The sequence below is a fragment of the Rhodococcus sp. NCIMB 12038 genome (assembly GCF_002165735.1).
Taxonomy (GTDB): Bacteria; Actinomycetota; Actinomycetes; order Mycobacteriales; family Mycobacteriaceae; genus Rhodococcus_F.
Genome location: NZ_NHML01000041.1, coordinates 33,777 through 54,867, shown reverse-complemented (window position 1 = coordinate 54,867; position 21,091 = coordinate 33,777). Strand labels below are relative to the sequence as shown.

General features: G+C 69.5%; 8 protein-coding genes. 2 read left to right on the top strand and 6 right to left on the bottom strand.

Going from position 1 to position 21,091, the window contains the following annotated elements; genetic code table 11:
• Positions 1 to 216 precede the first annotated feature (216 nt).
• Positions 217 to 1,518, top strand: a complete 1,302-nt coding sequence (locus CA951_RS38355; protein WP_087561842.1) for a YibE/F family protein — start codon at positions 217 to 219, stop codon at positions 1,516 to 1,518.
• A gap of 11 nt (positions 1,519 to 1,529) precedes the next feature.
• Here the strand turns inward: CA951_RS38355 and CA951_RS38350 are convergent, their stop codons facing one another.
• The 4 genes from CA951_RS38350 to CA951_RS38335 form a co-directional block, all read right to left on the bottom strand.
• The gene (locus tag CA951_RS38350) at positions 1,530 to 1,763 is read right to left on the bottom strand and encodes a hypothetical protein (RefSeq protein WP_256974254.1); all 234 of its coding nucleotides are present in this window, start codon (positions 1,761 to 1,763) and stop codon (positions 1,530 to 1,532) included.
• An 84-nt stretch (positions 1,764 to 1,847) separates the two neighbouring features.
• Positions 1,848 to 3,254 (bottom strand): Hsp70 family protein, encoded by a 1,407-nt coding sequence (locus CA951_RS38345; protein WP_179220478.1) that lies wholly within the window; start codon positions 3,252 to 3,254, stop codon positions 1,848 to 1,850.
• Between the two features lie 114 nt (positions 3,255 to 3,368).
• Positions 3,369 to 4,328, bottom strand: a complete 960-nt coding sequence (locus CA951_RS38340) for a triacylglycerol lipase (protein WP_087561839.1) — start codon at positions 4,326 to 4,328, stop codon at positions 3,369 to 3,371.
• Positions 4,329 to 4,435: 107 nt separating this feature from the next.
• On the bottom strand, positions 4,436 to 5,758 hold the full coding sequence (locus CA951_RS38335) for a UDP-glucose/GDP-mannose dehydrogenase family protein (protein WP_087561838.1): 1,323 nt from the start codon (positions 5,756 to 5,758) through the stop codon (positions 4,436 to 4,438).
• Positions 5,759 to 5,863: 105 nt separating this feature from the next.
• On the opposite strand from CA951_RS38335, the gene CA951_RS38330 reads away from it, so the two are divergent.
• On the top strand, positions 5,864 to 6,382 hold the full coding sequence (locus CA951_RS38330; protein WP_087561837.1) for a protein tyrosine phosphatase: 519 nt from the start codon (positions 5,864 to 5,866) through the stop codon (positions 6,380 to 6,382).
• Here CA951_RS38330 and CA951_RS38325 read toward each other — a convergent pair.
• Both CA951_RS38325 and CA951_RS38320 read right to left on the bottom strand, forming a co-directional pair.
• Complete coding sequence (locus tag CA951_RS38325; RefSeq protein ID WP_087561836.1) at positions 6,347 to 8,074, bottom strand: polysaccharide biosynthesis tyrosine autokinase; 1,728 nt, start codon at positions 8,072 to 8,074, stop codon at positions 6,347 to 6,349. The two genes, CA951_RS38330 and CA951_RS38325, sit on opposite strands and share 36 nt — an antisense overlap.
• 121 nt (positions 8,075 to 8,195) lie before the next feature.
• Positions 8,196 to 20,873 carry a non-ribosomal peptide synthetase gene (locus CA951_RS38320; protein ID WP_256974252.1) on the bottom strand — a complete coding sequence of 4,226 codons (12,678 nt, stop codon included), beginning with the start codon at positions 20,871 to 20,873 and terminating at the stop codon, positions 8,196 to 8,198.
• Positions 20,874 to 21,091 lie beyond the last annotated feature (218 nt).

Genomic DNA, 21,091 nt, shown 5'->3' with positions numbered 1-21,091 from the left:
TGAAGCTCGGCGTTCGCTGCAAATTAACTGCTGCGTGCCATGTTCCGATATCTAATCACACCGGCGACATATAAGCGACACGAGAGCAATACGCACCGGACAGGACAGCAACACCGGCATCGCACGCCACTTCCGTCACAGCGTTCCCGGTCCGCTTCCGGCTACCCTGTCGTGCGTGCGGAGACAATCCCCCCAGCAGCCGACGCGAAGCGGACGATGAGCGAATTCCACGGACACGGCCACGGACATGGACACGGCCACAGCGACGGACCGGCCCCGATGGGACCCGTCGCCGCCAAGGTGGTCGTCGGGCTCCTCGTCGCCATCGGCGTGGCGGTACTCATCGGCGCAATCGCGTTGTGGCCCGGCAAGCCGAGCGTCGACGTCGAACAGCCGTTTCAGAGCGCCCAGGGCGGTGCGATCGTCACGGAGTCGGGCACGGTCACGATGCAGAACATCGGCGACTGCGGAAGTCCGTCGGCCGGGCGCGCGTTCACCGGCGCACCGCTGCCCCCGCCCGCCGGCGCCTACGAGTGCCAGCGCAGCATCGTCGACATCGAGTCCGGTCCCAACTCCGGCACCCAGACGCTGCTCGAGATCATCCCGGGCCCCGGCCAGCCCGACCTCCGGGTGGGCGAGCACATCCGGCTGTCCCGCCAGACGGATGTGAACGGCACGACGGAGTACTCGTTCGAGGACTACGCCCGCGGTCTGCCCGTCACCCTCATCGCACTCGCGTTCGCCGCCGTCGTGATCGCGGTCGCGCGGTGGCGCGGGTTCCGGGCGCTCGTCGGCATCGTCGTCTCGTTCGGGGTGCTCGTCCTGTTCACACTCCCGGCCCTGCTGGACGGGCAACCGGCGATCCCGGTGGCTCTCGTCTCCGGCGCCGTCATCCTGTATGCCGTGCTGTATCTCGCGCACGGCGTCTCGCTGCGCACCAGTTCGGCGTTGCTGGGCACGCTCGCGTCGATGGCCCTGGCGGCGGTCCTCTCCTGGGCCACCATCGAGATGACGCGTCTGACCGGGCTGTCCGAGGAGCAGAACACGAACGTGCAGACGTACATCCAGCACGTCAGCATCACCGGACTGCTGCTGGCCGGCTTCATCATCGGCTCGCTGGGTGTGCTCAACGACGTCACCATCACGCAGGCGGCGTCGGCATTCGAACTGGCCTCGCTCGACCCGGAGGCGTCGAGGCGCCAGATCTTCGGTTCGGCGATGCGCGTCGGCCGCGATCACATCGCCAGCACGGTGTACACCCTCGTCCTCGCGTATGCCGGCGGAGCGCTACCGCTGCTGCTGCTGTTCAGCGTGGCGGGCCGGTCGATCCAGGACGTGCTGCTCAGCGACGCCGTGGCCATCGAGATCGTGCGTTCGGCGGTCGGCGGCATCGCCTTGGCCCTGTCGGTGCCGCTGACCACCGCGATCGCGGTGATGCTGGCACGCCCCATCGGCGCGGGTCCCAGCGGCAACGCGGCCGCGGCCAGGCCGTCACGGGGTGGCCGGCATTCCAAATAGCGGGTGCACCGCTAGCTGAAGAGTCCGGCCTCCCGAAGGACGATGAAGATGATGGCGATGACCATCAGCGCGTAGACGGTCAGCATCGTCACCTTGGCCGCATGTTCGCTGGTGGGCGGGAACATCTTCAGGATCGGCTTCGTATACGCCACGAGCCGTCGTGTTTCTACCGGCGCGGCCGCCGAAGACGGGGAAACGTTGGGAGTGCTGTGGAACTCCGCTGGATTTGCAGTCACTGCACACATCCTCTCTACGCCGGAACCATTCCCATCGTAGGCCCGCGGAGCGGGACCCGGCACCTCGAATCGGCAGTCGGACCCCGGCGACGGCTAGGTTCCGGGGAGCCTGGGGAGTGCGGGCAGCTGGAACGGCGGCAGTTGGATCTGCGGCAGACCGGGAAATATCGGCGCGGGCGGAGGCGGCGGCGGTGCCGGCTGCGGCTCGGGAATCCGGATCTGCGACGCCGTCTGCACGGGCGCCTCGACGGTCTCGGACGTCGGAGCCGGCGGGAGCGTCGTCGGTGACGGTGTGGCCATCTCGCTGACGACCGGCGGATTGGCGGTGAGTTGCGTGGTCGCCGGCTGCGACGACCCCTCGGTGCGCGACAACAGGTTCTGGCCGTACCCGAGGCCGAGGCCGATCACCGCCACCACAGCGAGCGCGGTGCCCGCCAGCGCGGCGCCCCGGATCTGGATCTTGGCCACCTGCTGACTCGGCGGCGGCGCCGCGGCGCTCAGCCACGACGGCGTGCTCGACGGCGCACCGCTGCGCGCGACCACTGCGGTCGGAGCGTGCCGGAAAGCGTTCAACTCGGGCGTGTACTGCGGCGGCGGGAGGACTCGGGCGACCTCGACGGCCGGCGGCACCACAGCCTGGGCGAGCAGCGCAGCACCTTGTGCCGCAACGAGTTCGGGATGGTCGGGAACGATGACGGGCAACCCGAGCCACGACTCCAGCACCGTGCGCACGAGGGGAGTGCGCGCACCGCCGCCGGTGAGCACCACGGCATCCGGGGTTCGTCCGGACCGCGTGATCACGTCGCGGGCGAGGCGCGCCGACGATTCGACGGTGACGCCGATGATCGAGTCGAAGACGTCACGCGACAACAGCAGGAGGCCACCGTCGCCGGGGACGGCGACGGCGCCGTCGGTGGAGAGCCGCTCCTTCGCCTCACGGCAGCGGAGGTCGAGCGCCTGGCTCGCGGCCGCGTCGCGGGGCGTCTCGATGCGGTTGTTCTCCAACTGGTTGGCACGAACCATCCGGTCGAAGACGTCGCCGCTCACCGTGTCGGTGCGGACCGTCTCGACCACCTCACCGGTCGCCCGGTCGACGACGCTCACGGTGAGCCCGGAGCTGCCCAGGTCGTAGAACACGAGGGTGGCGTGGTCGCCGAGGGCGCCCGAGACGTCGAGGAATTTCAGCGCGGCCGAGGCCTCGGTGACGAGTTGGTAGTTGACGAGTTGCTGCCGGGCCATCGCCGCCTGGACGGCGCCCGCCTGCGCTTCGTCGCGGTAGGCGACACCGGTGGCGTGCACCTGCCCGGAGTCGGGTGCCCCGGCGAGGACGACGCCGATCGATTCGGCGGCCAGTTCCTCCGGCAGGTCGCGGCCTGCGGCGACGACCTGGGCCCGGAAATCGGGGAGGTACCGGCTCGCGGCGTCATCACGGTTCACGGAGTCGGGTCGCGCCAAGCGCACAGCGCTCGCACCGACCGACACACCTAGAACCGAACTCATGGGCCGCCTAACTCGACTGTGCACGGGTTCGATCCGGAATCCCCCCACTCCATGGCCCGCAGTCTAGCGAAGCGGTCCGACACGGCAACCGGGCAACCGTTCGACGGCAGGAGCTCAGAAGTTGCTCGCGATGATCACTCCCGGGATGCCCGTGCCCAGCGGCACGAACGTGCACGGCGGCACGACCACATGGGCGGGATCGAGCGTGTTGAGTACCAGTTGCTGGGCGAACGGGTCGTACGGCAGGTTGAAATGTCCGGTCTGATCGATCGGGCACAGGTCCTGGACGAGGATGTTGGTGGCACGGGGGTCGCGCAGCGCGACGTTGGTGTACGGCTGGATCACCTCGTCGTAGCGCGTCCCGATCGTGGTGTATTCGGCGCCGGGGACGGTGTCACCGCCGGCGTTGAGGGCGGTGAGGAACGCCGATCCCTGCACCTGTTCGGCGAGCGCCTCCGATCCGATCGTTTCGATCAGTTCGGTGCCCCCGGGAACGGACGTCACCGCCGTCGCGATCCCGAAGAACGTTCCCCCGTAGGTGGGCGACGCCAGACCGATCCAGTGGTGCACCTTCGATGCCCCGCCGAGCCTGTTGACGTAGTACCGGGCCACCGTCGCGCCCTGCGAGTGCCCGATCAGGTCGACCTCGTCCGCGCCGGTCGCGGACAGCACGTCGGCGACGAACACCTCGAGTTCGGCGGCGCCCTCGGTCATCGTCTGCATCCCGAAGTGTTCGGTGCCCGGTTTCCGCCCGTAGTTCAGGGCGAACACGCAGTAGCCGGCGGCTTTCAGTTTCGGACTCAGCCCGGCCCAGTTCGCGTAGGCACTGCCGTCGGTTCCGTGCACGAGAATCACGGGGCGGGGGTGCGCGGGATCGGGGCGGCACGAGAAGTCGTTGGCACCGGGCGGCGCGGAATGCGGATGGTGTTTCGCGTACGCGATCGCGCTGCCGGGGTCGGATTGCGGGGGCCCCGGTAGCGTCGGGACTTCCGCCGCGTGAGCGGGCGCGGCGCCGAGCAGGCAGATCACGGCAGCGAGGACTGCGAGTCGGAATCCGTGACGTGCCTTCGACATCGCCCAGCCCTCCGTTGCGATTTGGGCTGACGCTACCGTCCGCCGATGCCACCGGCAGTGGAGATCGTCAAACCCGTTGTCGCGAGGCGTTCCGCACTCTGCGCGAGCTATCCCCTCCCGAGGCCCCGGTAGACCCACCCGGCGGTGCGCCAGTCCTCGGCGTCGAGGCAGTTGCGGCCATCGACCATCACCCGCGCACGCACCACACCGTGCAGATCCTCCGGTTTCAGTGCGGCGAACTCCGCCCATTCGGTGAGCAGCAGCACCGCGTCCGCGTTGTCGCACGCCTCGACCGCCGACGTCGCGTAGTTCAGCGTCGGGAACAGCCTTCGGGAGTTGTCGAGGGCCTTCGGGTCGTAGACGCTGACGACGGCCCCGTGCAACTGCATCATTCCCGCGACGTTGAGCGCCGGGGAGTCGCGGACGTCGTCGGACTCCGGTTTGAACGCCGCGCCGAGGACGGCCACGTTGGCACCGAGCAGCGACCCTCCGCACGCCTGCGCCGCCAACTCCACCATCCGGGTGCGCCGGCGCATGTTGATGCTGTCGACCTCCCGCAGGAAGTGCAGCGCCTGGTTCGCGCCCAGCTCACCGGCCCGGGCCATGAACGCGCGGATGTCCTTGGGCAGGCAGCCGCCGCCGAAGCCGAGACCGGCGTTGAGGAACCGCCTGCCGATCCGCGCGTCGTAGCCGAGGGCGTCGGCGAGTTGGGTGACGTCGGCGCCGGTGGCCTCGCACACCTCGGAGATGGCGTTGATGAAGGAGATCTTGGTGGCGAGGAACGCGTTGGCCGAGACCTTGACCAGTTCCGCGGTGGCGAGGTCGGTGACCAGGAACGGGATGTCCTCGCCGAGCAGCCGGGCGTACAGCTCACGCAACTCGGCCTCCGCGCGTCCGGGGCGCAGGCGGTCCACGCCCAGCACCATCCGGTCGGGATGCAGCGTGTCCTCGACGGCGAAGCCCTCCCGGAGGAACTCCGGGTTCCACGCCACCTCCACGGCGTCACCCGCCGGCGCGAGCGCGCGGGCCCGGGCACCCAGATCGGCCGCCGTCCCGACGGGAACGGTCGACTTGCCGACGATGACGGCGGGACGGTCGAGCATCGGCGCGAGGGTGTCGATCACCGAGTGCACGTGCCGCAGGTCCGCGCCGTACTCGCCCTTCTTCTGCGGGGTGCCGACGCCGAGGAAGTGGAGGTCGGCGAACTCCGCGGCCTCGCGGTACGAGGTGGTGAAGTGCAGTCGGCCGGCGTCGATGTTCCGGCGCAGGACGTCGGCGAGTCCGGGCTCGTAGAACGGGACCTCTCCGGAGGAGAGCTTCGCCACTTTTCCGGGGTCGATGTCGACGCCCAGGACGTCGTGACCCAGCTCCGCCATGCAGGCGGCGTGGGTGGCTCCCAGGTATCCGGTTCCAAACACGGTGCAGCGCATGCACCCTTGATAACTACCGCAGGTGAGCGCGATATTTACCCGGCAGATGTTCGAAGCCAACAGTGCGTGTACGGACGGTGCGGGGCGAGACCCTATGCTTCGCCCATGCATGTTCTCTTCGTCTGCACCGGAAACGTCTGTCGCTCCCCAACGGCCGAGCGCCTCGCAGTGGCATACGCCGAGGAGCTCGGGATCACCGATCTGACCGCCGAAAGCGCAGGTACACGCGCTGCCGTCGGACGCCCGATGGAACCGACGGCCGCGCAAGTCCTCGAAGGGCTCGGTGGTAACCCCACCGAGTTCACCGCGCGGATGCTCACCGCGGATCTCGCGGTGGAGGCCGACCTGGTGCTGACGATGACCGAGCGTCAGCGTGAGAAGGTGCTGGCGCTGGCTCCCGAGCAGTTGAAGAAGACGTTCACGCTGAAGGAGGCCGCTCGTCTCGCCGAGGCAGCGGACGCGAAATCGGTGGCCGATCTGGCCGCGGCACGTCCCAGACACAAGGCCGACGACACCCCCGAAGACGTGCCGGACCCGATGGGACAGGACGAGGACACGTTCCTGACCATCGGGTCCGAGATCGCCGATCTACTGGGTGTGATCTCGCGGAGCATCCGTCTCTGACCAGGCGTCCTGGTCGTCACGGTAGCGGCGGGTGCGCCTCGGTGTGGGAGGCACCGGTGCGCCCGGCTGCTGCTCGTTGCCGTAGTGGTCGGGCCCGCCGTACCACTGCTGACCCTGGTCGCCGTTGTAGGCGCCCTGGTAGGCGGGGGCACCCTGGTAGGCGGGAGCTTCCTGCGGATCTCCCCCGTACGGCTGCTGCGGGTACTCGTCGCGAACGTACTGGGCCTGCTGCTGCGGCATAGGCTGCTGGGGTGCCTGCTGCTGCGGTACCTGGTGCTGCGGTGCCTGCTGCTGGACGGGAGGCTGCGCGGGGGCGGCCTGCTGCATCTGCGGCAGCGACTTGTCGGTCTCGTAGTAGTACTTGTACTCGTAGACCCCCCGGCCGCGGCTCGGCGTCATCGTGATGATCGTTCCGAGGATGGTCGCCCCGACGCTCTGCAGGTTGCCCACCGCCCGCGACAACTGGTCCCGCTTGGTTTCGGCGTGCCGGGCGATGACCAGGGCGCCGTCCGACATCGCGGTGAGCACGGTCGCGTCGGTGACCGGCAGCAGCGGCGACGCGTCGACGATCACGTAGTCGAATCGTCCGCGCAGATCGGCCAGCGCCTGGCGGGCCGTCTCGGTTCCGAGCAGCTCGCTCGGGTTCGGCGGGATCGGCCCGGACGCCAGGACGGTGAGACCCGAGTACTGGGTGGGCTGGAGCACGGCGTCGAGGTCGGCCTTGCCTGCCAGGACGCTGCTGAGCCCGACGGACCCGACGACACCGAGGTACTTCGACACCCGCGGCTTGCGGAGGTCGCCTTCGACGAGGCACACGTTCTGGCCGCCCTCGGCCAGCACGAGCGCGATGTTGATCGCGGTGGTGGTCTTGCCCTCGGTGGGCAGCGAACTGGTGACGACGATGACGCGCGGCGGGTTGTCGACCTCGAGGAACTGCAGGTTGGTGCGGAGTTCGCGGTAGGCCTCCGCGCTCGAGGAATTGCCCTCGGCGAAGTTGATGGCCTGCTGCGTCTGCCGCTCCTTGTCGAACGGGATGGTGCCGATCAGTGCCGAACCGGCCAGTTCCTCGACGGTGCGCCGATCCTTGACGGTGTTGTCGAGGCGGTCACGCAGGACGGCGAAGGCGATACCGAGCAGCAGCCCGACCGCCGCGCCCAGTGCGAGGTTGCGCAGCGTCTTGGGCGAGACGGGTGTCGACGGAGTCTGCGCCTGCTGTTCGACGACGACGCGGGCGGCGGGGGCGCCACCCTTTTCCGGGGTCTCGAGCTCCCGGGCCATGACGACGAACTCGTCGGACAGGGCGTTGGCGATGTCGCGGGCGCGTTCCGGCGACGGATCCTGCACCTTGACGTCGATGAGCACGGTGTCCGGTGCGGAGCTGGCCTTCACCTGTGAGGCGAGCGCTGCTGCCGTGCCGCCCAGATCGAGCTTGTCGATCGTCCGCTGCGCGAGGGTCTCGCCGGTGAGCAGTTTGGTGTAGGACGTCACCCGCTGCTGCGAGAACAGGTTGCCCTGGTAGACCTCGTTCACCGACGATCCGGCGGACGTCGAGACGAACAACCGGGTCGACGCCTCGTAGATCGGAGTGGTCAGCAACGACGCTCCGAGCGCACCGAGAATCGCGACCACGGTGGTGATTGCGATGATTTTCCAACGTGACTGCAGAATTCGCAGGTAGTCCTGAATTTCCATTATCGAGTCTCTTCCAATTGCGTCGCGCTCAGCGGCGCGATCGAGCTGTCATTCACATCGTTCTGACCCGACTGAATCGCTACATCGTAGTGATGAGGTCCACTGTCGGCGTCACGTGCCGTCACGGTCCGCCGTGGTCCCCCGATCTCCGAAGCAGTCGGCCGATCTCGGCGAGCGGGCCCGGGTCTGCCATCTCGGAGTGGGTGGTGTCGATGTGGTGTGCGGTGACGGCGCCGTCGGCGTATTCGCGCCAGGCGTCGACGACGTCGGGGTGCCGGTTCAGGTCGCGGGCAGCGACGAACAGGTCGAGGTCGCCGTCGAACCGCCGGGGGCGGTGGGTCGACGCGATCAGCTCGAGCCGCTCGATCACGGCCCGGATCTCCCGTAGCCGGTCGACGCTCACGTACGACCCGAACTGCGCGATCAGCTCGTCCTCGCTCAGGGTTTCCGGTTCGGGTGGCTGATGTTGCGGCAGAAGCGTGTCGAGGAGTGCCGGCGCGGCCACCTCCTGCCCGGCGTCGCGGAGTTGGACGGCCATCTCGTGGGCGATGGTTCCGCCGAGCGACCACCCCAGCAGGTGGTAGGGGCCCTCCGGCTGGACGGCCCGGATCGCGTCGACGTACCGGGCGGCGAGCCCGGACAGTGTCTCGGGCAGGTCCGGCGTTCCCGTTGCCTGGATGCCGTACAGCGGACGGTCGCCGACGTGATCGGCGAGACCGCTGAAGCACCAGGCCAATCCGCTGAGCGGGTGCACGCAGAACAGGGGCGCTCCCGTGCCGGCGGGGCGGAGTTCCACCACGGTGTCGAAGAAGCACTCGGACCGCACGCCGTCGTCGATCCGGGCGGCCAGGCGCTGCACCGTGGGGTCGGTGAAGACCCATTCGATGGGCACGTCGCGGTCCAGCCGGCGGCGCAGTTCCGTTGCCACCGACGCCGCCCCCATCGATGTGCCGCCGAGGGTGAAGAAGGCCTCGTGGGCGGGGACGACTGCGATGCCCAGGACGTCCGCGAACACCGCGGCGATCGTCTCTTCGAGTTCGCCTGCCGGCACCGCGGATTCGAGGACCTCGATCGTCGGGGCCGGCAGTGCAGCGCGGTCGAGTTTGCCGGACGGCAGCAGCGGCATCGTGTCGACGACCGTCACCGACGCGGGGACCAGGTGCCGCGGCAGCCGGCCGCGCGCGAAGTCGACGACGGACCGCGGCGTCAGTCCGGCGGCGCCCGCGACGTAGGACGCCAGCACGGTATCCGTCGGCGTCGGCACCGCGATCGTCACGGCGACTTCGATGTCGGGGTGCCCGGCGAGTACGGCGTCGACCTCGGCGGGTTCGACGCGGATTCCGCGGATCTTCACCTGGGAATCGCTGCGGCCCACATATTCCAGCCGGCCGGCCGGGTCACGCCGCACCACGTCGCCCGTGCGGTACAGCCGCTCCCCCGGTTTGCCGTAGGGATGTGCCACGAATTGTCCTGCGGTGAGATCACTTCGACCCAGATAGCCGCGGGCGATGCCGCTGCCCGCCAGATACAGTTCGCCCGTCACGCCGTCGGGCACGGGGTGCAGACGCGGGTCGAGGACGAAGGCGGCGTTGCCGTCCAGGGCGCTTCCGATGGTGATCGGCACGCCGGGTTCGAGGGGACCCGCGACGGACGCGTCGACGGTGAACTCGGTCGGGCCGTAGGCGTTGAACAACCGGTGCCGCCGCGACCACCGGTCGGCGAGGTCCGCGGGCAGTGCCTCTCCCCCGACGACGACCGTCGACGGTGCGAGGCTGTGCGGGTCGAGGGAGGCCAGCACGGTCGGGGTGAGCGTGAAGTGGGTGATGTTCTGCGCCACCAGGAACCGGGTCAGGTCGTCGCCGGCATAACTGAAGGCGGGTGCGGCCACCAGGGCACTGCCCAGCGACACCGCCCAGAGCATTTCGAACACCGCGACGTCGAAGGTCGGGGACGTCGACTGCAGCACCCGGCCGGCGTCGCCTCCCGCCACCTTCGGCGTGTAGGCGGGGGTGGCGAGGAGGGTCGTGAGTCCGCGGTGTGTGACGACGACGCCTTTGGGCCGGCCGGTGGATCCCGACGTGTAGATCACATACGCCGCGTTGTCCACGTCGGGTGCGACCGGATTCGCGTCCCCGGAGGGCTGTTCGTCCAGGCTCATCCAGTCGACGGATCGCGGCAGATCCCCGGCGCCACCGACGGTCAATCCGAGCACCGCACGCGAGTCGGTCAGCATCCAGTCGAGTCGTTCCGCGGGATGGGTGGGATCCAGCGACATCCATGCCGCACCGGTCTTGGTCACCGACCACACTGCCAGGAGCCAATGCCGGCCGCGGGGTGTCGCGACGGCGACGACGTCCTCCGGGCCGACGCCGCGGGACGCGAGTGCGCGGGCCCAGCGGTCCGATTCTTCGTCGAGTTCGCGGTAGCTCCACCGGGTGTCGCCGTCGACCACCGCGACGGCGGACGGGGTGGCGCGGACACGGGTGGCGAGGATGTCGCCGAGCGTCCGCGGCGCGGCCACCGGCCGGGGGCCCTGCACGAGTTGTGCGCGTTCGGCGTCGTCGAGGATGTCGAGGTCGCCGACGGCCACCGACGGGGTGGTCAGGGCGGCCTCGAGGACGGCGGCGAACCGGCGCAGGAGCGTGAGTGCCGTGTGCCGGTCGAACAGGTCGGTGGCGTAGTCGAGTCGCACCGTCGTGTTGTCGGCGGCGTCGGTCACGTCCCACACGAGGTCGAATTCCGTTGCCTGCGTCTCGGGGTGGTATTCCTCGGTGCCGAGGAAGAGTTCCGGGAAGTCGACGGCCCGCTGGTACGTCAGCATCACCTGGAACAGCGGGTTGTATGACGCGGACCGGGGTGGGGCGAGGTGGGTCACGACGTCGTCGAACGGGACGTCGGCGTGTGCGAGTGCGTCGAGGTCGACGGTGCGGACGTCCGCGAGGAAATCCTCGAACGGTTGCCCGGGTGAGACTGCGGTGCGCAGTGCCACGGTGCCGACGAACATGCCGACCACGGCGTCGAGCACCGGATCGGGGCGGCCGCCGACCGCCGTGCCCACCACCACGTCGGACTGTCCGCTGACGCGTGCGAGAAGCACCGCGAGGGCTGCGTGGAGCACCATGAACACGGTCGTTCCGCGGCTGCGCGACAGTGCGACCGCCCGCTCGCGCAGGTCGTCGTCGAGCGTCCATTCGACGCTTGCCCCGACGTGGCTGGGGAGTTCCGGCCGGGGGCGGTCGGTCGGCAGCGGGAGCGGTCCCCCGACACCGGACAGCACGTGCGCCCAGTGCTCGAGTTGGGCGTGAGCCGCGCTGCCGGGTTCGGAGGCGGTCCCGAGCAGGTCGTGCATCCAGATCGAATAGTCGGCGTAATCCACGACCAGCGGTGCCCACTGCGGGGCCGCCCCGTCCGCGCGGCACCGGTAGGCGGTGTCGAGATCGGTGAGCAGCGGTCCCATCGAACCGCCGTCGAGGGCGATGTGATGGACGACGACGCCGAGCGTGAAGCTGCCGCCCTCGGTGCGCCACAGTTTCACCCGCACCGGGGTCTCGGTGGTGAGGTCGAACGGCCGGGCGCTCCACGTGTCGACGGCGAAATCCGCTTCCACGGCGAGATCTTCGGTCACGGACTCGACGGGCAGCACCCGCTGGTGCGGACCGTCGGCGTCGACGGGGAAGACGGTGCGCAGCACCGAATGCCGCTCCAGCACGTCCCGCAGTGCCAGGCGGAGGGCGTCGACGTCGACTTCAGCGCCGACGCGGGTGACGAAAACCATGTTGTGCAGGGCGGTGTCGGGGTTGACGCGGCTGAGCAGCCACAGGCGTTGCTGCGCGGGCGACAGCGGAACGCGCGTCCCGGACGGACGGGGACCGAGCACCGGCCGCACGGCTCCCGTCGCGGGGCCGCCCAACCATCGGGCGAGCGACGCGGGGGTCGGGTTCTCGAACAGCACCCGGACCGGCACGTCGACGCCGAACGTCGCGGACAGTCGGGCCGTCACCGCCGTCGCGGACAGTGAATCGCCGCCCGCGTCGAAGAAGTTGTGCCCGGCGCCGATCCGGGCGGAGCCGAGCACGTCCGCGAACACACCGGCCACCATCTCCTCGGCCGCGGTGCGCGGGGGTGCCGCGACGACGTCGTCGTCCCGGGCCTCCAGCGCTGCGACGTCGAGCTTGCCGTTGGCGGTGAGCGGCAGCGTGTTCATCGCGACGATGCGGGGCGGCACCAGGTACGACGGCAGGCGGCCCGTCAGCTGCTGTCGCACAGTCCGGGAATCGAGGTCCATGCCGGCGACGAAGGCCACGAGGTCGTCCCGCTGCACCAGTACGGCTGCCTGCTCGACGCCGTGCAGTTCCAGCAGCGCCGCCTCGACCTGCGCCGGTTCGATGCGCATGCCGCGCACCTTGACCTGCCGATCGAGGCGGCCGAGGAAGGTGAGGTGGCCGTCGGCCCGTCGGTGCACCAGGTCGCCGGTGCGGTACCGACGGATGCCGTCCGGGGCGGCGACGAAGCGTTCCGCCGTCCGGTCGGGTGCGCCGAGGTAGCCCTGGGCGAGTCCGGGTCCGGCGAGGTAGAGCTCACCGACACCGCCGACGGGGACTGCCCGCAGCCTTCTGTCGAGCACGACCGCCGTGGTCCCGGGGATCGGGGCGCCGATCGTCACCGTGCCGGTCGCGGATCCGGGCTCGATTTCGGTCAGTGTCGCGACCACCGTCGACTCGGTCGGACCGTAGGCGTTGAGCAAAAGCCTTCCGGCACTCCACGTTCCGGCCAGCTCAGAGCTCAGGGCCTCACCTCCGACACCCACGACGCGCACCGACTCGAGCCCGCCCGGGTCGAGTGTGGCGAGCACGGACGGCGTGGAGAGGTAGTGCGTGACCCGCTGCTCGACCAGCAGCCGATGCAGTTCGGCGCCGGCGAAGACGTCCGCAGGGGCCACCACCAGGCAGGCGCCCGATCCGAACGCGAGCAGCATCTCGAGCAGTGCGGCATCGAAGGCGGGGTTGTAGCCGTGCAGCACACGGTCGTCGGGGCCCACCCGGTACCGCCGCACCACCTCGGTGGTGAGCGGGCCCAGTCCGCGGTGGGTGACCGCGACGGCCTTCGGTGTCCCCGTGGACCCGGACGTGTGGATCACGTACGCCACGTCCCGTGCGCACTTCTGGTAGCCCTGGCCACCAAAACCGCTCACGGGGCTGAACGCCGCACCGGTCTTGGCGACGGCCCAGAGTTCGATCACGAAGTCCGACGACCGCGGCAGGTCGATCGGAACCACCTCGCCCGGTCCGACACCCAGCGCTCTGAGTTTCCGCGCCCGCACGTCGGAACGCTCGTCCAGTTCGCGGTAGGTCAGCGTGACGTCGCCGTCGGTGAGCGCGGCGTTGTCGGGGTATGCGGCGGCGGTGGCCGTCAGGATCTCGGCCAGGGTGCGTTCACCGGCGGGACGCGCACCGACGAGGGGTTCCGCTGCGGTCAGCGCGATGTCGCCCACCGGCAGGTCGGGATCGGCGCAGATCGCCTCGAGTACCCGTCCGAGGGCGGTCGCCACCGCGTGAACGGTTCTGTGGTCGAAGGCGTCGGCCGAGTACACGGCGGCGCCGCGCATCCCCGACGGGCCGCCGCCGTCGAACGTCTCGGTGAGCGTCAGGTGGAGGTCGAATTTCGCTGTTCCGGTGTCGAATTCCTGCGCCGTCACCGTCATGCCCGCCGCCTCGAGCGTGGGAATCTGCAGGTTCTGCAGGGCCAGGGCCACCTGCGGGGTCCGGCCGCCGAGCAGTCCGGCGACCACCTCGAACGGCACGTCGGCGTGCTCGAAGGCGTCGACGTCGAAGTCCCGGACCTGTGCGAGCAGTCCGGTGAACGGCATGTCGGGCAGTACCTGGGCGCGCAACGCGAGGGTGTTCACGAACATGCCCACCAGGGAGTCGAGTTCGCGTTCCCCGCGGCCCGCGACGGCGGTGGCGACGACGACGTCGGGCCGGGCGCCGAGCCTGGACAGCACCACGGACAGTGCCGCGTGCAGGACCATGAACGGTGTCGCGTGGTGCTGCGCCGCCAACTGGTGCACGGCCTGCTGCACCTCCGCCGACACGGCGAATTCGACGACGCCGGCACGGGTCGAACCAGGCGTCGACCGGTCCGGCGTCAGCGGCGCCGTGCTGTCGACGCCGTCCAGCGCCCGGCGCCAGTGCTCGACGCGGCGCTGCCCGTATTCGCCGTCCAGCAGTTCCCGCTCCCACACGGCGTAGTCGGCGTACTGCAACGGCAGCGGGTTCTCCTGCGGGGCGATCCCGGAGGAGTGCGCGGCGTAGGCACTGAGCACGTCGGAGACGAGCGGGGTCAGCGACCATCCGTCGGCGGCGATGTGATGGATGTTCACGGCCAGCACGTGGCACTGCGGGTGCAGGCGCAGCAGCGCCACGCGGATCGGCCGGTCCGCGGTGAGGTCGAATCCGCGGGCGGCGAACTGCGCCATAAACTCGCCTGGATCGCGCACGTCGACCGGAGTCAGGTCGAGCGGCGCCGGGTCGAGGATCTGCTGGTAGGGGTGGCCGTCGACGGGGTACCGCGTCCGCAACGTCTCGTGCCGCCGGATGACGTCCTCGAAGGCCGCGGTCAGCGCCGCGACGTCGAGCGTGCCCTCCAACCGCACGGTGGCGGGCAGGTTGTACGTCGGCGACCCGAGGTCGGTGCGGTTCAGCACCCACATGCGGTACTGGCTGCGGGACAACGGGATACGGTCCGGCCGCGGGCGCGCGACGAGTGCGGGACGCAGGTCGGTCTCGGGGACCGCGTCGTCGAGGGCTTCGGCCAGTTCTGCGACGGTGGGGTGCGCGAACAGGGTCCGCAGCGGCACCACGTGTCCCACGGAGTCGGTGAGCCGTGCCGTCAGCTGGGTGGCGAGGAGGGAGTTGCCGCCCGCGTCGAAGAAGTGCGTCCCGCGGCCCACGTTCTCGTGTCCGAGGACGTCCGCGAACACGCGGGCCACGGCGCGTTCGGTGTCGGTGTGCGGCGGTTCGTTCTCGGCGACCGCCAGTTCCGGCATCGGCAGCGACCGCAGGTCGAGTTTGCCGTTCACGGTGGGCGGCGCGGCGTCGAGCACCACCACCGCCGTCGGAACCAGATATGCCGGTAGCGATTCGGCGAGGCGGCGTCGCAGGTCGTGGGTGTCGAGGTGGCCGTTCGGCAGCACGTAGGACACCAGCATCTCGGTGCCGGCGCCGGTGGTGCGCACGACGGTGCCGGCGAAGTCGACGTCGGCGAGCCGCGCGATGACGGTGTCGATTTCGGCCGGTTCGATGCGCACTCCCCGCATCTTGATCTGGGAGTCGTTGCGCCCGAGGTATTCGAGTTCGTGGGCGGCGGCGGTCTTCCGCCAGCGCACCAGGTCGCCGGTGCGGTACAGGCGTGCGCCGTCTTCGGCCGCGACGAACCGCTCCGCCGTCAGCCCCGGCTGGTCCGCGTAGCCGCGGGCGAGCGCGCCGCCCGCCAGATACAGCTCCCCGGGCACGCCGGGCGGCACCGGGCGAAGCCGGTCGTCGAACACCACCGCGGACACACCGTGCACGGGCACGCCGATCGAGACGGGCTCCCCCACCACGAGAGGTCCGGTGCTGAACGCGTACATGGTGGTCTCGGCGGGGCCGTACGCGTTGAACAGGCGACGACCGGCCGCCCAGCGGTTCACCAACTCGCTGCCGAGACGCTCACCGCCGACCATCAGCACCTGCAGGGCCGGAAGGTCCCGCTCGCCGAGGGTGGCGAGGATCGTCGGGGTCATACAGGCGTGCGTGATGCGGTCGCGTTCCATCAGGTCGGCGAGCGGCGGGCCCGCGTATTCGGCGTCCGACGCGATCACCAGCGTGGCCCCCGACGCCCCGGCGACCAGGACCTCGAGCAGCGTCATGTCGAATCCGGGCGCACCGCGGTGCAGCATCCGGGAGCCGGGGCCGGCCGCATACCGCTCGCGCAGGTCGGCGTCGAGGGCGGCGAGTCCGCCGTGGGTCACCACGGCACCCTTGGGTGTGCCCGTCGTTCCCGAGGTGTAGACGACGTACGCCACCTCCGACGTGAGCGGCAAAGCGTGCTCCGGCACACTTTCCCACTCACGTGGGGTGAACGGGGTGCGCGCGGGGTCGAAGAGCACGGGGGCCGCACCGGTCTTCGCGATGGCCCACAGCCGCACCACCGCGTCCACCGACCTCGGCTCGGCCCACGGAACCAGGCTCCCGCGGCCCACCCCGCTCGCGCCGAGTTCGCGGGCGAGAGCGTCGGAGTGGGCGTCCAATTCGCGGTACATGAGTTCGACGCCCCCACCCGACACGGCGACAGTGTCCGGCGCGAGGGCGGCGCCGCGGGTCAGAATCTCCCGCAGCGTCGACGACGCGGGGGCAGCGGGACCGACAGCGGGCACCAGTGCGGCACGCTCCGAGGCGTCGAAGAGATCGACGTCGCCCACCGGCAGCAGCGGGTCTGCGCTGACGGCCTCGAGGAACCGCACCAGCCGCGACGCGAACTGCTCGATCATCGTGTGCTCGTACAGGTCTGCGTCATAACCGAAGTCGAGGTGCAGGCGCCCGCCGGGACCGGACTCGGTGACGGTCAGTTGCAGGTCGAAATTGGCCCGGTCGACGACGTCGCCGACGGGTGTCACTGTCAGCCCGGGGAGGGCCACCGGGCCCGGCCGGCTGCGCTGCATCGACAGGGCGACCTGGAACAGCGGGTGGTGGGACGTCGACCGCGCCGGGTTCAGTAACTCGACCAGAGTCTCGAACGGCATGTCGGCGTGCGTGTAGGCGGCGATGTCCCGTTCGTGGACGTGCGCGAGCAGTTCCGTGAACGTGGCCGCCGGATCGACCGCGGTGCGCAGCACCAGCGTGCCGGCGAACATCCCCACCATGTCGTCGAGTTGCGGATCGGTGCGACCGGCGACGGCCGTGCCGATGGGTACGTCACGACTGCCGCTGTACCGCGAGAGGACGGCGGCCAGTGCGGCGTGCAGCACCATGAACGTCGTGGCCCGGCCGCCCCGCGCCAGCGTGGTCACCGCGTCGTGCAGTTGTTCGCCGAGTTCGACGCCGACGGTGCCGGCGTGACCGGATGCCGCCGCCGGGCGCGGGTGGTCGGCGGGCAGGGTGACCTGCTCGGGCAGGTCGGCGAGGGTGTCGAGCCAGTACCGCTGCAGGGTGTCGGCGGATGCGTCGTCGAGAACGGCCCGTTGCCACACGCTGTAGTCGCTGTACTGCACGGGCAGCGGGAGCCACTCGGGGCTGCCACCACCGAGGCGCGCCTGGTACGCGGTCATCGTGTCGCGGATCAGCGGAGTGAGCGACCACGCATCGGCGGCGATGTGATGCACGACGAGGGCGAATACGTGCGCCTCAGGTCCTACGCGATACAGCCGCGACCGGATCGGTGCGTCGACGGACACGTCGAATCCGCTGTCGACGAACGCGCGCAGGTGCGCGTCGACGGCGTCCTCGGGCAGCGCGATGGGCGTCAGATCCAGCGGGACGTTCGCCGCGTCGAGGACGACCTGGTGCACGCCGTCGGCATCGGACGGGTACACGGTGCGCAGAGTGCGGTGCCGCTCGATCAGGTCGTGTGCGGCCGACGACAACGCCTGCACATCCAGTTCACCGTCGAGACGCACCACGAGTGGGAGGTTGTATCCCGAAGCACCGGTGTCGAATTGGTTGACGAACCACATGCGCTGTTGCGCCGGCGACAGCGGAACGCGGCCGTCGTGCGGCGCCGGCCGCAGCGGGAGACGTCGGCGCCCGGCACCGGACCGCTCTTCGATCCTGGCGGCCAGTTCGGCGACCGTGGGTGCTTCGAAGACGTCCTTCACCGTCACGTCGATGTCGAACACCGCACTGACGCGCGCGGACACCCGGGTGGCGAGCAGCGAATTGCCGCCGAGGTCGAAGAAGTTGTGCCGCGTCCCCACCTCGGCACCGCCAAGCACCTCGGCAAACACATCCGCCACCACGTCCTCGATGGGAGTGTGGGTGCTCTGCCCGTCCGCGGTCACAACACCCGGATCGGGCAGCGCATCGCGGTCGACCTTGCCGTTGACGGTCAACGGGATTTCAGGGACCTGCACCAGTGCGCCGGGCACCATGTGATCGGGCAGGACCGTCCGCAGGTGCCGGGTCAGGGTGGGCTGATCGGCGTCGGCCACCACGTAGCCGACGAGTTGTCGTCCGAGAGCCGTGTCGCGGAGAACCACCACCGCCCGTTCGACGCCGGGATGCCGGAGGAGCGCGGCCTCGATCTCGCCAGGTTCGATCCGGTACCCGCGCAACTCGATCTGCGCGTCGACCCGTCCCACGTAGTCGAGGCGACCGTCGCCGCGGTAGCGGACTCGATCACCGGATCGGTACATCACTGCGCCCTCGACGAAGGGGTTCGCGACGAACCGGTCCGCTGTCAGCCCGGGACGGTGCAGATATCCGGAGGAGACCTGGGCCCCTGCGACGTACAGCTCCCCCACGCCGCCCGGTGGCACCGGCCGCAGCGCGGCGTCGAGCACGTAGGTCTGCACTCCGGGCAGTGCGCGACCGATGGATGCCGATGCGTCGCGGGCCGAGAGGTCGAGTTCGGCCGCGGTGACGTGCACGGTGGTTTCGGTGATGCCGTACATGTTGATCGCCCGCACACCGGGATGCCGTTCGAGCCACGGCCGTACGGGTGTCGGATCGAGTGCTTCGCCGCCGAAGATCAGAAGCCGCACCGCCAGGTTCGCATCTTCGCCGGCCTCCGCCAGCTGGCCGAACGCGGACGGGGTCTGGTTGAGGACGGTCACGCCCTCACGGACCAGCAATTGCCGGAACTCGTGCGGTGACCGGGCCAGGAAGTGGTCGACGAGAACCAGCCGGCCACCGGTGGTGAGGGCGCCCCACATCTCCCACACGGAGAAGTCGAAGGCGGGCGAGTGGAACATCGTCCACACGTCGTCCGGCCCGAACCCGAACTGGTCCTGCGTATTCGCCAGCAACGACAGCACATTCGCGTGCGAGACGAGCACGCCCTTGGGCCGGCCGGTCGACCCGGACGTGTAGATCACATATGCACTTCGTGCCCGTGAGTACTTATTAACCGCCCGTGGGTAAGAAGTACTCACGGGGGGCGCAGCCGCATCGGTGATCACCACCACCGGCTTCGCGTCGTCCAGTAGGTACTGGATGCGCTCCGCGGGGTACTGCGGGTCGACGGGCAGGTAGGCGCCGCCGGCCCGGACGACCCCGATGATCGTGGCGATCAGATCCGGCGACTGCGGCAGCACGACGGCTACGACGTCGCCGGCGGCGACACCCGCCTCGCTCAGCGACGCGGCGACCCCGGCCGAGCGCGCCTCGAGTTCGGCATACGTCAACGACTGGTCCCCGAACGTCACCGCCACCGCGTCGGGGCGTTCGACGGCGCGGTCGAGGAACAATTCGTGTACCGACGCGGCGTCGGGTTCGCGGCCGGGAACGCTCGTCAGGGCGTCGGCCAGTTCCTCAGCGGTGAGAACGTCGATCGCTCCAACCGAGGCATCGCTCTCGACAGCGGCGAAGGAGCCCAGGAAGTCGACGAACCGCGACAACAGCCGGTCGAGTTCCTCCTCGTCGTAGCGGCCGGGGTTCGCTTCGAAGTCGACCCGGACGGTGCGACCGTCCACCGACGGGTAGAGGTTGAGCGCCAAGTCGTCGGCCAGGCCGGTCGTGAGCACATTGAACTCGCCCACGACTTCACCGAGCACGATCTCGCGGTGGAAATTCATGACGTTGACGGTCGGGCCGAACCCGCGACGGGACGATTGTGCGCGGCCTTCCCACATGTCCTCGTGACGGTATCGCTGACGACGCAATGCCCCCGTCAGTTCGAGTTGAACCTTCCGGACCAGCTCTTCCATGCTGCCGCCGGGATCGAGGTGAACCCGGAGGGGCACGATGTTCGCCATCATTCCCGTCGAACGGCGGGCGGATGCGCTCGTCCGGGCCGAAACAGGAAGGCTCAGTACTACGTCCGTGGCACCGGCCATGCGTCCCAGATACGCGGCGAACGCGGCAACGATCACGGGAACTTCGGACGAGTTCCACTGCCGCGCGAGTTCCTCGATCCGGCTCGCGACCGCAGCGTCCATGACACGGCTCGCTACCCGCGACGGAGACGTCGGTTGCGCATGTCGATCCGTGAACCGGACCGGTTCGGGCAGTTCGGCGGTCCGTTCCGCCCAGTATTCGCGGTCGCGGAGGTATCGGCCGGTGGTGCGGTACTCGATCTCCGCGTCGTACAGCGCGCGCAGGCTCATCGCCTTGGACTGCGGAGCCTCGGTCCCACGGACGAGATGGGTGTAAAGCTCGGCCACACGATTCATCAGCACCATGGCGCCGTACGCGTCCATCACCAGGTGGTGGGTGCGGGAGTACCAGTAGTAGTGGTCGTGGCCGAGGTGGAGGAGGGTGGCGGCGATCAGCCGGTCGGTCATCAGGTCGAGTGGCCGGCTGTATTCGTCCGTCATCCAACGGTGCGCCTCGGCGACCGGGTCCGTGTGGTCCCGCATGTCCCGGTAGACGAGCGCATCCTGGATGCTCAGATCGACTACCTGATGGGGCTCACCGGCCACATCGACCAGGCGGACGAACGCGGACTCCAACTCGCGACAACCGCGATCGGTGGCCGACACGAGAAGGTCGTGGTCGACCCGCCCGCGTACCTCGACGAATTGGGCGATATTGAAGGGCGCGGCGGGGTCGAGTTGCTGAGCGAACCACAGCGCTTGTTGCGCACGCGAAAGGGGGAATGGTGTCACTTCCCCCACCCCGCCCTCATCGGGCCTTGACACACAATTGTCCCGCCACTCAGCCGTACCTCGAAAGTTATGAGGCAGTGCCTCGACGGGACTTACATCGTGGGCGCCTCGTGGTTCGTTACGTGGGCTAGACAATACTGGGCAAATCATCCCCACTCCACACGAGGGGGGACTGTGAGCGGTACGTCACGATAATCTCTGCAAATCTCTGCACACCC

Excerpts from the sequence above, each read along its gene's own strand:
- CA951_RS38355 (WP_087561842.1), top strand. The coding sequence starts at position 217 with ATGAGCGAATTCCACGGACACGGCCACGGACATGGACACGGCCACAGC.
- CA951_RS38350 (WP_256974254.1), bottom strand. The coding sequence starts at position 1,763 with ATGTGTGCAGTGACTGCAAATCCAGCGGAGTTCCACAGCACTCCCAAC.
- CA951_RS38345 (WP_179220478.1), bottom strand. The coding sequence starts at position 3,254 with ATGAGTTCGGTTCTAGGTGTGTCGGTCGGTGCGAGCGCTGTGCGCTTG.
- CA951_RS38340 (WP_087561839.1), bottom strand. The coding sequence starts at position 4,328 with ATGTCGAAGGCACGTCACGGATTCCGACTCGCAGTCCTCGCTGCCGTG.
- CA951_RS38335 (WP_087561838.1), bottom strand. The coding sequence starts at position 5,758 with ATGCGCTGCACCGTGTTTGGAACCGGATACCTGGGAGCCACCCACGCC.
- CA951_RS38330 (WP_087561837.1), top strand. The coding sequence starts at position 5,864 with ATGCATGTTCTCTTCGTCTGCACCGGAAACGTCTGTCGCTCCCCAACG.
- CA951_RS38325 (WP_087561836.1), bottom strand. The coding sequence starts at position 8,074 with ATGGAAATTCAGGACTACCTGCGAATTCTGCAGTCACGTTGGAAAATC.